The sequence below is a fragment of the Pseudomonas sp. PDM15 genome (assembly GCF_014851565.1).
In the GTDB taxonomy this organism is placed as follows: domain Bacteria; phylum Pseudomonadota; class Gammaproteobacteria; order Pseudomonadales; family Pseudomonadaceae; genus Aquipseudomonas.
In genome coordinates, this window is the sequence record NZ_JACVAA010000002.1 from 302823 (window position 1) to 315710 (window position 12888).

The 12888-nt window shown below is 66.9% G+C and carries 7 protein-coding genes; 5 read left to right on the forward strand and 2 right to left on the reverse strand.

From position 1 onward, the window contains the following. Nucleotides 1–43: 43 nt before the first annotated feature. Nucleotides 44–1336 (reverse strand): dicarboxylate/amino acid:cation symporter, encoded by a 1293-nt coding sequence (locus tag IB232_RS05385; protein ID WP_192397517.1) that lies wholly within the window; start codon nt 1334–1336, stop codon nt 44–46. Nucleotides 1337–1593: 257 nt separating this feature from the next. Next, complete coding sequence (locus tag IB232_RS05390) at nt 1594–5688, reverse strand: bifunctional nitrate reductase/sulfite reductase flavoprotein subunit alpha (RefSeq protein WP_192397518.1); 4095 nt, start codon at nt 5686–5688, stop codon at nt 1594–1596. A 544-nt stretch (nt 5689–6232) separates the two neighbouring features. Between IB232_RS05390 and nirB the strand changes: the two genes are divergently transcribed. The 5 genes from nirB (at nt 6233) to IB232_RS05415 (ending at nt 12868) form a co-directional block, all read left to right on the forward strand. After that, nucleotides 6233–8791 carry a nitrite reductase large subunit NirB gene (gene nirB / locus IB232_RS05395; RefSeq protein ID WP_192397519.1) on the forward strand — a complete coding sequence of 853 codons (2559 nt, stop codon included), beginning with the start codon at nt 6233–6235 and terminating at the stop codon, nt 8789–8791. Continuing rightward, nucleotides 8791–9141 carry a nitrite reductase small subunit NirD gene (gene nirD, locus IB232_RS05400; protein WP_192397520.1) on the forward strand — a complete coding sequence of 117 codons (351 nt, stop codon included), beginning with the start codon at nt 8791–8793 and terminating at the stop codon, nt 9139–9141. Before nirB ends, nirD begins: the two co-directional genes overlap by 1 nt. Nucleotides 9142–9197: 56 nt before the next feature. Next, nucleotides 9198–10010, forward strand: coding sequence for a formate/nitrite transporter family protein (locus IB232_RS05405; protein ID WP_192397521.1), 813 nt, complete (start codon nt 9198–9200; stop codon nt 10008–10010). Nucleotides 10011–10053: 43 nt separating this feature from the next. Then, nucleotides 10054–11769 carry a bifunctional protein-serine/threonine kinase/phosphatase gene (locus IB232_RS05410; RefSeq protein ID WP_192397522.1) on the forward strand — a complete coding sequence of 572 codons (1716 nt, stop codon included), beginning with the start codon at nt 10054–10056 and terminating at the stop codon, nt 11767–11769. Between the two features lie 100 nt (nt 11770–11869). Continuing rightward, the gene (locus IB232_RS05415; RefSeq protein WP_192397974.1) at nt 11870–12868 is read left to right on the forward strand and encodes an AraC family transcriptional regulator; all 999 of its coding nucleotides are present in this window, start codon (nt 11870–11872) and stop codon (nt 12866–12868) included. Nucleotides 12869–12888 lie beyond the last annotated feature (20 nt).

Sequence of the window (12888 nt, forward strand, 5' to 3'; positions counted from 1 at the left end):
GGGCCAGGAGAGACCGCCCGCAAAGCGGGCGGTGAGAAAGCGATCAGACGATATCGGCGCTGGCTGGCAATTGGCTCTTGCCACCGCTGGCCAGCTGGCGCTGCAGGGTGTCCTCGTCCAGCTGCTTGCACCACTTGGCGACTACGATGGTGGCCACGCCGTTGCCGACCAGGTTGGTCAGGGCACGGGCCTCGGACATGAAGCGGTCGATGCCGAGGATCAGCGCCAGGCCAGCCACCGGCAGATGGCCGACCGCCGAGAGCGTGGCGGCCAGCACGATAAAGCCCGAGCCGGTGACGCCCGCGGCGCCCTTGGAGGCGATCAGCAGCACGGCCAGCAGGGTCAGCTGGTGGGTGATGTCCATCGGCGTGTCGGTGGCCTGGGCGATGAACACCGCGGCCATGGTCAGGTAGATCGAGGTGCCGTCCAGGTTGAACGAGTAACCGGTCGGGATCACCAGGCCGACCACGTTCTTCTTCGCGCCGAGCTTCTCCATCTTGTCCAGCATACGCGGCAGAGCTGACTCCGAGGACGAGGTGCCGAGCACGATCAGCAGCTCCTCGCGGATGTACTTGATGAACTTGAGGATGCTGAAGCCATGGGCGCGAGCAATGCCGCCGAGCACCACCAGCACGAAGAACACGCAGGTGATGTAGAAGCACAGCATCAGCTGGCCCAGCTGCACCAGCGAGCCGACGCCGTACTGGCCGATGGTGAAGGCCATGGCGCCGAAGGCACCGATGGGCGCGACCTTCATGATCATGTTGATGATGCCGAACATCACTTGGGCGATGCGGTCGATGAACTCCAGCACCGGCTTGCCGTAGTCGCCCATGCGCTGCAGGGCGAAGGCGAAGATCACCGAGAAGAACAGCACCTGCAGGATGTCGCCGGTGGCGAAGGCGCCGACGATGGTCGCCGGGATCACGTTGAGCAGGAAGGCCACGGTGCTCTGCGCCTCACCGGCCTTGGCATAGGCGGCGATACCGCTGGCATCCAGGGTGCTCGGGTCAACATGCATGCCCACGCCCGGCTGCACCACGTTGACCACCACCAGGCCGATGACCAGGGCCAGGGTGGAGACGATCTCGAAATACAGCAGCGCGTAGCCGCCGGTCTTGCCCACCGCCTTCATGTCCTGCATGCCGGCGATGCCGCTGACCACGGTGCAGAAGATGATCGGCGCGATGGCCATCTTGATCAGCTTGACGAAGCCGTCGCCGAGCGGCTTCAGCGCCACGCCGGTCTCGGGATAGAAGTGGCCGAGCAGGATGCCGATGGCGATCGCCACCAGGACCTGGACATACAGGCTCTTGTAGAAGGGTTTGCGGGTCATGGCAGTTCCTCGCTCGCTGCCGCCGGACCGCCTTCCCTGGGTGATCATGCGACTGCTCAAAAGTGCTAACCCTCCTGCTCTGGAGGGATTTGTTGTTGGTGCCCGACTGCGGGGCTGCAGCACTTATCGCAAGCGTTATGCCAGACCTTTAAATATTGAAAATTCCTTAATTAACAATTACTTATTATTCATCACCACTTAGCAAAAACACACACTTTGGCGGATTTCCGCCAAGGCCGCGGCGGGATTTCGCCCGCTCAGTACACGTCGCGCAGATAGCGTTTGGCCTCGGCCAGGCCGCGAATGAACTCGGCGGCCTTTTCATCGCTCAGGCCGCCGTGGTCGCGGGCGACTTCGCGCAGGGCCATGTCGACATCCTTGGCCATGCGACTGGCATCGCCGCAGACATACACCTGGGCGCCCTCCTCCAGCCAGCGCCACAGCTCGGCGCCCTGCTCGCGGATGCGATCCTGCACGTAGATCTTCTCGGCCTGGTCGCGGGAGAAAGCCAGGCTCATCTGGGTCAGCAGGCCGTCACGCTGCATCGCCTGCAGCTCGTCGCGGTAGTAGAAGTCGGTCGCCGCGTGCTGCTCGCCGAAGAACAGCCAGTTCTTGCCGGCGTCGCCACGGGCGCGGCGCTCGTGGAGAAAGCCACGGAACGGCGCCACCCCGGTGCCTGGGCCGATCATGATGATCGGCACGTCGCCGTCCTGCGGCACGCGGAAGTGCCTGCTGGTCTGCACGAACAGCGGCACCTCGCCGCCCTCGACTCGGTCGGCGAGGAAGGTCGACGCCACGCCCTTGCGCTTGCCGTAGCGCACCGCCGACACGGTCAGGTGCACCTCGCCGGCATGTGCCTTGGGGCTGGAGGAAATCGAGTACAGCCGCGGCTGAAGGCGCTTGAGGCTGCCCAGGAGTTCACCGGCAGCGTGTTGACTGGGGAACGCCTGCAGTACATCGGCCAGCTGGCGGCCCCACAGCCAGTCCTGCAGCTGCTCCTTGCTGTCGAGCAGGCCTCGCAGTTCCGTGCTCCCACTGCGTTCGGCGATCAGCGCCAGCGCCTCGTTGCTCGGCCGGGCAATCTCGTAGTGGCTGGCCAGCGCCTCGCGCAGCGGCAGTTCGCCGACCTTGGCCACGCTGACCGGCTGCTCGCCATCCAGGCGCGCCAGCTGCAGCACTTCCTCGACCAGCTCCGGGCAGTTGCGCGGCCACACGCCGAGGGCGTCGCCGGCCTCGTAGGCCAGGCCCGAATCGCCAATGGCGAAACCAAACTGACGGGTGTCCTTGCTGGATTCGGCCGCGTTCAGGCGCAGGTTGATTACCTGGCGTGCGGTGGCGGGGCATTCCTTGCTGACCTTCGCTGGCGGGGCGACGGGAGCTGTCGTCACCTCGGGCTGGCTGACCGGACCAAGTAACGGCAGCAGCTCGCTGAGCCAGGCGGCCGCCGGCGCGTCGAAATCGGTGTCGCAGTCCAGACGCGCGCGCAGCGGCGTGGCGCCCAGCTCTGCCAGGCGGGTGTCGAGGTTCTTGCCGTGCTGGCAGAACTGGTCGTAGTTGGGGTCACCCAGGGCCAGCACCGCGTAGCGCAGGTTGTCCAGGCGCGCCTGGCTGCTGCGCAGGTCATTCCAGAAGCCCTGGCCGCTGTCCGGCGCATCGCCGTCGCCGAAGGTGCTGCTGAGCAGTAGCAGGTTGCTCACGCCGGCCAGCCTGTCCATGGGGTAGCCGGCCATGGCCGCCAGCTCCACGGCGCAGCCGGCTTCCTCGAGCTGGCCGGCGAAGCGTTCGGCCAAGGCCTCGGCATTGCCGGTCTGCGAGGCCCACAACAGGGTCACCGGGGTCTTCGCGGCGGGCTCGGGCAGCGCAACCACAGCTGCACCGCCCTGTGGCAGCGGCGCGCGATTGAACATGCCGGCCAGCAGCCCATCCAGCCACAGGCGGGTCGGCTCGGCCAGCGGCGCCTGAGGCGGCAGGCTGGGTACGCCGCCGCCCGGGTTGGCGCGCAGGCCGCCGATAAAGCCGGCCATGTAGGTGCGTTCGCTGTCGCTCAATGGCGGCGGTGCGCCCTCGGGCACGCCGAGCAGGCGGGCGAATGCGTCGATATGCGACATATCGAGTTCCTCGGACAAATGTTCAGAAAGGGTTTCGCAAGGGGGGGCGACGCTCGCCGCGGCGGGCGTCTGCAGGAACTGGTGGTCGATCAGCTCGACGCGGCGCAGGCTGACGGCGCAGAACTTGAATTCCGGCTGCTGCGAAATGAGGTCGACGGCGTCGCTGGTGATGGCGTTGATCGCCAGGTTGTCGCCGTACAGGTCGTTCCAGTGGAACGGCGCGAAACAGCCGCCGGGCAGCACGCGGTCGGTGACCAACACCGGCAGCACGGCATGGCCACGGCGCGAGCGGATCTCCAGGTGATCCTTGTCGCGCACGCCGAGGTTCTCGGCATCTTCCGGGTGCACTTCGACGAAGGGCCCCGGGTTGAGCTTGTTCAGGGTGGCGACCTTGCCGGTCTTGGTCAGCGTGTGCCACTGGTGCTGCAGGCGCCCGGTGTTGAGCACGAAGGGGAAGTCGGCATCCGGCATCTCCGCCGGGTCGAGGTGCGGGCGGGCGAAGAACTGCGCCTTGCCGCTGGGCGTGGCGAAGGCGATGGCCGGAGCGCTGCCATCCTCGGCCAGCTTGAGCTGCTGGCTGACGCCGTCATTGAGGTAGCGAATCGGGGCGCGGTCGGCGCCCGCCTCGCTCGCACAGGGCCACTGCAGCGGCGTCTCGCGCAGGCGCGCATGGCTGGCGCCGCGCAAGTCGTAGCCGGTCTTGGGATTGTGGAAGCGCTTGATCTCCTCGAACACCTCGGCCGCCGAGGCGTAGCTGAAGGCCCCGGCAAAACCCATCTCGCAGGCGACCTCGGCGATAATCTGCCAGTCGGCCATGGCCTCGCCGGGCGGCGACACGACCTGCGGCATCAGGGTCAGATTGCGCTCGGAGTTGATCATCACCCCTTCGGCCTCAGCCCAAAGCGCGCCGGGCAGGAGGATGTCGGCGTAGCGGTTGGTCTCGGTATCGAGGAAGGCATCCTGGGCGATCACCAGTTCGGCGGCCTTCAAGCCCTCGATTACCTTGCCGCGGTTGGCCATGCTGGCCACCGGGTTGGTGCAGATGATCCAGCAGGCCTTGACCTTGCCCGCCGCCATATCCTCGAACAGGCCGACGGTGCCGCCGCCCAGGCGGCTATGCAGGGTGCCGGCTGGCACGCCCCAGGCGTTTTCGACGAAGGAGCGGTCCTCCTCGCTCAGCACCGTGCGCTGGCCCGGCAGGCCTGGGCCCATATAGCCCATATCTCGGCCACCCATGGCGTTGGGCTGGCCGGTCAGGGAGAACGGCCCGCTGCCGGGGCGGCAGATCTTGCCGGTGGCCAGGTGCAGATTACAGATGGCGTTGGTGTTCCAGGTGCCGTGGGTGCTCTGATTGAGGCCCATGGTCCAGCAGCTCATCCACTCCCCTGCTTCGCCAATCCACTGGGCGGCCTGGCGGATGGCAGCCTCGGGCAGGCCGGTCAGTTCGGCGACCCGCTCGGGCGTGTATTCGGCGAGGAACTCAGGCATCACCTCCCAGCCTTCGGTGAAGCGCTCGATAAAGGCCGGATCGCTATGGCCATTTATATGCAGCAAATGCAGCAGGCCGTTGAGCAGCGCCAGGTCGGTGCCGGGCCTGATCTGCAGAAACAGATCGGCCTTGTCCGCCGTGGCGCTGCGCCGGGGGTCAACGACTATCAGTCTGGCCCCAGCCTTGACCCTATCCATCATGCGCAGGAACAGGATCGGGTGGCAGTCGGCCATGTTGGCGCCGATGACGAAGAACAGATCGGCCTGGTCGAAGTCCTGATACGAGCCGGGCGGGCCGTCGGCGCCCAGCGACAGCTTATAGCCGCTGCCGGCACTGGCCATGCACAGGCGCGAGTTGGACTCGATCTGGTTGCTGCCCAGGTAGCCCTTGACCAGCTTGTTGGCCAGGTACTGCGCCTCCAGCGACAGCTGCCCGGAGACATATAAAGCGATGGCGTCCGGCCCATGCTCGTCGAGAATCGCGCGCAGGCGCCGGGCGGCGCTGGCGATGGCCTCGGCCATCGGCGTACGCGCAGGCTCGTGCGAGCGCTCGCTGCGCAGGTAGGCATGCTGCATGCGCCCGGACTCGGCCAGAGGTAAATGGCTGGAGCTGCCCTTGGTGCACAGGCGGCCGAAGTTGCTCGGGTGCTGCTTGTCCCCCGTCACCTTGACCACGCGCCCGTCCGCAACCTGCATGACGATGCCGCAGCCAACGCCGCAGTAGGGGCACACGCTCCGTATCGTCTTGTCCGCCATACCTGCCCATCGCCAGAAAGACAAAGGCGCCATGCCGCCCTTCGCTTCGAGCGAGAGCAACACGGCGCCTTTGTCGTGAATCGGCAATCGACTGTGATTGCCCGTCCCCCCGTCATAGCAAGGCACGCGCCAGCCCCGGCCCAGAGCGCGCCGGCGCACGCGCCACGCGGCCTGGCGGGCAATCCGGCAGATAAACAGTCATGCCAGCGCGATTCACAATAGGGCAACGCAGCCGCCGGACGCATCCTTTTGGGTCTCGGCAGATCACTCATCGAAGCCTCTGTCCCAGCGAAAATCCCCCATAAACAGCGGGCTGCAGGCCGACTGAAGAAAACTGGCACAGCCGCTGCATAGTCCCCTCCGAGCCCGCTACATCCGGGCCGTCCATTCGATCAAAGGCGATCGACAGCCAACGCTGGCAATGGGCATTACGGCGCCCTCGCTGGCGTCGGACAGAACAGGCAAAGGCGCCTGAGACCGAGAGGTTTCAGGCGCCTTTTTATTTGCCGGGGAAAAACCTGATGAGCTTTGGCCGGGAAACGCTATGAACAGCACAGACGCTACCACTGACAAGCAACGACTGATCGTCGTCGGCAACGGCATGGTCGGCCACAACTGCGTCGAGCAACTGCTCGCGGGCGGCGCCCTGGCGCACTATCGCATCGAGGTATTCGGCGAGGAGGCGCAGCGCGCCTACGACCGCGTGCACCTGTCCGAATACTTCGGCGGCCGCGATGCCGAGTCCCTGGCCATGAGCGCCGCCTCTCTCTATGAAGCAGAAGGCCTGACCCTACACCTCAGTGCCCAGGTACTGGAGATCGACCGCGCCAAGCGCGAAGTGGTCACCGCCAAGGGCCGCTTCGGCTACGACAAGCTGGTGCTGGCCACCGGCTCCTACCCCTTCGTGCCGCCGATCGAAGGCGCCGAAGGTGATTCGCGCCTGGTCTACCGCACCCTCGACGACCTCGACGGCATCCGCGCCGCCGCCAACGGCAAGCGCCGTGGCGTGGTGGTCGGCGGCGGCCTGCTCGGCCTGGAAGCGGCCAACGCGCTGAAGTCCCTGGGCCTCGAAGCCCACGTGGTGGAATTCGCCCCGCGCCTGATGCCGGTACAGCTGGACGATTTCGGTGGCGCCGCGCTGAAGCAGCGCATCGAAGACCTGGGCGTGGGCGTGCACCTGTCCAAGGCCACCCAGTCGATCAGCGCCGGCAGCGAGTACCGCTACCGCATGAACTTCGCCGGTGACGACTTCCTCGAGACCGACCTGATCGTGTTCTCCGCCGGCATCCGCCCGCAGGACGCCCTGGCCCGCGCCTGCGGCCTGGAGCTGGGTCCGCGCGGCGGCATCAACATCAACGACCAGTGCCTGACCAGCGACGAGAACATCTTCGCCATCGGTGAGTGCGCGGCGTGGAACGGCAGCATCTTCGGCCTGGTCGCCCCCGGCTACCAGATGGCCCGCCTGGTGGCGGCCCAGCTGTGCGGCCAGGAGGGCTCGCCCTTCCTCGGCGCGGACATGTCGACCAAGCTCAAGCTGCTCGGCGTGGACGTCGGCTCCATCGGCGACGCCCACGGCGCCATGCCCGGTGCCAAGAGCTACCGCTACATCGACGAGGCCACCTCCAGCTACCGCCGCCTGGTGGTTTCCGCCGACGGCAAGCAGGTGCTCGGCGCCGTGCTGGTCGGCGACAACAGCTATTACGACACCCTGCTGCAGTACGCGCAGAACGGCATCAAGCTGCCGGAAGACCCGGCCAGCCTGATCATGCCGGCCGGCGAAGGCGCCCCGGCGCTGGGTGCCGACGCCCTGCCGGACACCGCCACCATCTGCTCCTGCCACAACGTCAGCAAGGGCGCGATCTGCTCGGCCATCGACGGCGGCTGCAGCGACATCGCCGGGGTCAAGGCCTGCACCAAGGCAGCCACCGGCTGCGGCGGCTGCGCGGCGCTGCTCAAGCAGGTGGTCGAGCACGAACTCACCGCCCGCGGCGTGGAAGTCGACAAGAGCCTGTGCGAGCACTTCGCCTACACCCGCCAGGAGCTCTACCACTTCGTGCGCGTCGAGGGTCACGAGACTTTCGAATCGCTGCTGGCCAAGCATGGCAGGGGCCACGTCGGCTGCGACATCTGCAAGCCGGCCGTGGGTTCGATCCTCGCCTCCTGCTGGAACAAGCCGATCATGAACCCGGCGCTGGTGCCGCTGCAGGACACCAACGACACCTTCATGGCCAACATGCAGAAGAACGGCACCTACTCGGTGGTACCGCGCATCCCCGGTGGCGAGATAACCCCGGACGGCCTGATCGCCATCGGCGCGGTGGCGAAGAAGTACGACCTCTACACCAAGATCACTGGCGGCCAGCGCATCGACCTGTTCGGCGCCCAGCTGCACGAGCTGCCGGAGATCTGGGGCGAGCTGATCGCCGCCGGCTTCGAAACCGGCCACGCCTACGGCAAGTCGCTACGCACCGTGAAGAGCTGCGTCGGCAGCACCTGGTGCCGCTACGGCGTGCAGGACAGCGTGGGCATGGCGCTGCTGCTGGAGGACCGCTACAAGGGCCTGCGCTCGCCGCACAAGATCAAGTTCGCCGTCTCCGGCTGCACCCGCGAATGCGCCGAGGCGCAGAGCAAGGACATCGGCGTGATCGCCACCGAGAACGGCTGGAACCTCTACGTCTGCGGCAACGGCGGCATGCGTCCGCGCCACGCCGAGCTGTTCGCCACCGACCTGGATGACGCCACCCTGGTGCGCTACATCGACCGCGTGCTGATGTTCTACATCCGCACCGCCGACAAGCTGCAGCGCACCTCCGTATGGCGCGAATCCCTGGAAGGCGGCCTGGACTACCTCAAGGACGTGGTCATCCACGACAGCCTGGGCCTGAACGCCGAGCTGGAAGCGCAGATGCAGCTGGTGGTCGACCGCTACGAATGCGAATGGGCCAACGCGCTGAAGGACGAGGAGAAGCTCAAGCGCTTCCGCACCTTCGTCAACGAAGGCGGCGGCGACCCGGACATCCACTTCGTCCGCGAACGCGGCCAGCGCCGCCCGGCGCGTGACAACGAACTCGAACTGATTCCCGTGACCATGGAGCCCGTCTGATGAGCACAGCAACCCAACTCGAAAACGCCTGGCAACCGCTGTGCAGTACTGCCGACCTGGTGGCCAACTCCGGGGTGGTGGCCCTGGCCGGCGGTGAACAGGTCGCCCTGTTCTACCTGCCGGACACCGAGCAGAAAGTCTTCGCCATCGGCAACCGCGACCCCAAGTCCGGGGCCAACGTGATCGGCCGCGGCATCATCGGCCACCTCGGCGGCGACCTGGTGATCGCCTCGCCGCTGTACAAGCAGCACTACCGCCTGAGCGACGGCGGCTGCCTGGAATACCCCGAGCAGCAGCTGCCGGTGTGGCCGGTGCGCCTGCACGGCGAGCGGGTAGAAATTCTCCGCTGAGCCCCGGCGCCGCCCGCACGGCGGCGCCCTCCCCATTTCCGACAGAGAACACTGCCATGTCCTATCTGGTCCCTGCCGAGTTCGCCACCAAGATGGTCGATGCCGGCGAATCGAAGATCTACATGTCCACCCGCGACACCCTGATCCGCGCCTTCATGGCCGGCGCCATTCTCGCCCTGGCGGCCGTGTTCGCCGTCAGCATCAGTGTGCAGACCGGCTCGCCGTTGCTCGGCGCCGTGCTGTTCCCGGTCGGCTTCGTGATGCTCTACCTGATGGGCTTCGACCTGCTCACCGGGGTGTTCGTCCTCACCCCGTTGGCCCTGCTGGACAAGCGCCCCGGCGTCACCGTCGGCGGCGTGCTGAAGAACTGGGGCCTGGTGTTCACCGGCAACTTCGCCGGCGCCCTGACGGTGGCCTTCATGATGGCCTTCGTCTTCACCTACGGCTTCTCCACCGAGCCCGGGGTGATCGGCGAGAAGATCTCGCACATCGGCGAGGCCCGCACCCTGGGCTACGCCGAGTACGGCGTGGCAGGATGGCTGACCATCTTCCTGCGCGGCATGCTGTGCAACTGGATGGTGTCCATGGGCGTGGTCGGCGCGATGATCTCCACCACCGTCAGCGGCAAGACCATCGCCATGTGGATGCCGATCATGCTGTTCTTCTACATGGGCTTCGAGCACTCGGTGGTGAACATGTTCCTGTTCCCCTCGGCGATGATCATGGGCGGCGACTTCTCGGTGATGGACTACATGCTGTGGAACGAGATACCCACCGCCCTGGGCAACCTGGTCGGCGGCCTGGCCTTCACCGGCCTGACGCTCTACGCCACCCATGTGAAGACCGCGCTGAAGCGCTCCTTCGTCTGAGCCCCGCGGCCCCGCCAGCCGGCGGGGCCCACGTGCGCATCGCATGAGCAATCAGCTGCGGATTTCCGTCGGCCAGCACTCCGACAAGGGGCGCAAGGAGGTCAACCAGGACTTCCACGGCCTGTGCATTCCCGATGAGCCCCAGCTCTCCACCAAGGGCATCGCCATCGCCCTGGCCGACGGCATCGGCAGCAGCTCGGTCAGCCATGTGGCCAGCGAGGCGGCGGTCAGCAGCTTCCTCGAAGACTACTACTGCACCTCCGACGCCTGGTCGGTGAAGAAATCCGCCTGGCGCGTGCTGATGGCGGCCAACTCCTGGCTGCATGCACAGACGCGGCAGAGCCAGTACCGCTACGACATGGACCGCGGCTACGTCTGCACCCTCAGCGCCCTGGTACTCAAGGCCACCACCGCACACCTGTTCCACGCCGGCGACACACGCATCCAGCGCCTGCGCGACGGCGCCCTGGAACGCCTGACCGAGGACCACCGCCTGTGGGTCTCGCGCGACACCAGCTATCTCAGCCGCGCCCTCGGCGTGGGCCCGCATCTGGAGCTGGATTACCGCCAACTGGCCCTGGAGCCGGGCGACATCTTCCTGCTGACCAGCGATGGCGTGCACGAATACCTTGAACCAGCCGCCATGGCCGCCCTGATCCGTGCCTATGGCGACGACCTGGACGGGGCCGCCCGCACTCTGGTGCAACAGGCCTACTCGCGCGGCAGCGACGACAACCTCACCGTGCAGCTGGTGCGCATCGACCAGCTGCCACGCCAGGATGCCGGCGAGCTGCAGCAACGGGTCGGCGACCTGGCCCTGCCGCCGCTGCTGCAGGCGCGCATGGAGTTCGACGGCTACCGCATCGTGCGCGAGATCCACGCCAGCAGCCGCAGCCATGTGTACCTGGCACTGGACGGCAAGACGCCGGTGGCGCTCAAGGCCCCAGCCACCGAACTGCAGCACGACCGCGCCCACCTGGAGCGCCTGCTGACCGAGGAATGGATCGCCCGCCGCATCGACAGCGCCCACGTGCTCAAGGCCCCGGCGCAAACGCGGCGGCGCAGCTACCTGTACAGCGTCACCGAGTACATCGAGGGGCAGACCCTGCGCCAGTGGATGGTCGACAATCCCCGGCCGGGCATAGAGAAGGTGCGCGCCCTGGTCGAGCAGATCGCCCGTGGCCTGCAGGCCTTCCACCGCCTGGAGATGCTGCACCAGGACCTGCGCCCGGATAACCTGCTGATCGACGCCACCGGCACCGTCCGGCTGATCGACTTCGGCTCGGCGCGGGTCGCCGGCCTCAGCGAGCAGGCACCGCAGCGCGTGCAGAACCCGCTGCCGGGCACCCTGCAGTACATGGCCCCGGAATACTTCATCGGCGAGGCCGGCTCGCCTCGCTCGGACCTGTTCTCCCTGGCCGTGATCACCTACCAGTTGCTCAGCGGCCGCCTGCCCTACGGCGCGGAAGTCGCCAAGTGCCGCAATCGCGCCGAGCAGCTGCGCCTGGTCTACCACTCGGTGCAGGACGCCGAGCGCAGCATCCCGCCCTGGATCGACGAGGTGCTGCGCAAGGCCCTGCATCCCGACCCGAACCGGCGCCACGCCGAGCTCTCCGAGTTCATCCACGACCTGCGCCAGCCCAGCGCCGAATACCTCGATCGCACCCGCCCGCCGCTGCTGGAACGCAACCCGCTGCTGTTCTGGCGTGGCGCCAGCCTGATCCTGGCTGCCCTGCTTGCCTGGCAATTGCTCAACTAAGGCTGCACTGCGGAAACCCCATCGCCCATGGCCGGAGCGACGCTTGTTCCACTCCGCCATGCCGCCTTACCATCCGGGCACCTTCACGCCGAGCCACGCCATGCGCGAACGCACCATCGCCAGCCACTTCGTCCGCGCCGCTCTGCGCGGCGCCGACCGCCAGGGCTACGACTACGCCGCCCTGCTGCGCGAAGTGGGCATCCAGCCGGCGCTGCTCGACGAACCGCGTGCTCGCCTGGCTCCCGAACAGTTCACCCGCCTGCTGCAAGGCCTGTGGGCGCTGCTCGACGACGAGTACATGGGTTTCGGCGCCATACCCAGCAAGCGCGGCACCTTCGCCATGATGTGCCACGCCATCATCCACTGTCACAGCCTGGAGAAGGCCCTGGTCCGCGGCATGCTGTTCTACGGCCTGTTCCCCGACGCGCCTCGGGTACAGCTGCAGCGCGAAGGCGAATGGGTGCGCCTGACCCTGGACAGCTCGGCCCTGTGGGACCCGGACCACTTCCTGACCGAAAGCCTGCTGGTGATCTGGCACCGCCTCGGCAGCTGGCTGATTGGCCAGCGCATCCGCCTGGAAGAAGCCAGCTTCGTCCACCCCGAGCCGCCGCACAGCGCCGAGTACGATCTGCTCTTCCCCTGTCCGCGCCGCTTCGACGCAGATTGCACCAGCCTGCTGTTCCACAGCCGCTACCTGGCCATGCCGCTGCTGCAGGACGAACGCACGCTCAAGCAGTTCCTCGAACACTCGCCAGCCGACCTGCTGGCCCGCCCGGATGGCGGCGACAGCCTGACCAGCCGCATCCGCCGCCTGCTCGGCCGTGACTGCGCCCACTGGCCGGACCTGGAGAGCGTCGCCATGCAGCTGCACATCAGCCCGCAGACCCTGCGCCGCCACCTGCGCGAGGAAGGCAGCAGCTTCCAGGAACTCAAGGACCACCTGCGCCGCGACCTGGCCATCTACCACCTGGGCCGCGACGAACTGTCCATTCAGGACCTGGCCGAGCAGCTCGGGTTCTCCGAACCTTCGGCCTTCCACCGAGCGTTCAAGAAGTGGACCGGACTGACACCAGGCGCCTATCGAGCGCAGGAAGGCTGATTCGCCGCAGACCCGATCTC

Bases quoted from the DNA above. Each gene is read 5' to 3' on its own strand.
- IB232_RS05415 (WP_192397974.1), top strand. From the start codon at position 11,870: ATGCGCGAACGCACCATCGCCAGCCACTTCGTCCGCGCCGCTCTGCGC.
- nirB (WP_192397519.1), top strand. From the start codon at position 6,233: ATGAACAGCACAGACGCTACCACTGACAAGCAACGACTGATCGTCGTC.
- IB232_RS05385 (WP_192397517.1), bottom strand. From the start codon at position 1,336: ATGACCCGCAAACCCTTCTACAAGAGCCTGTATGTCCAGGTCCTGGTG.
- nirD (WP_192397520.1), top strand. From the start codon at position 8,791: ATGAGCACAGCAACCCAACTCGAAAACGCCTGGCAACCGCTGTGCAGT.
- IB232_RS05410 (WP_192397522.1), top strand. From the start codon at position 10,054: ATGAGCAATCAGCTGCGGATTTCCGTCGGCCAGCACTCCGACAAGGGG.
- IB232_RS05405 (WP_192397521.1), top strand. From the start codon at position 9,198: ATGTCCTATCTGGTCCCTGCCGAGTTCGCCACCAAGATGGTCGATGCC.
- IB232_RS05390 (WP_192397518.1), bottom strand. From the start codon at position 5,688: ATGGCGGACAAGACGATACGGAGCGTGTGCCCCTACTGCGGCGTTGGC.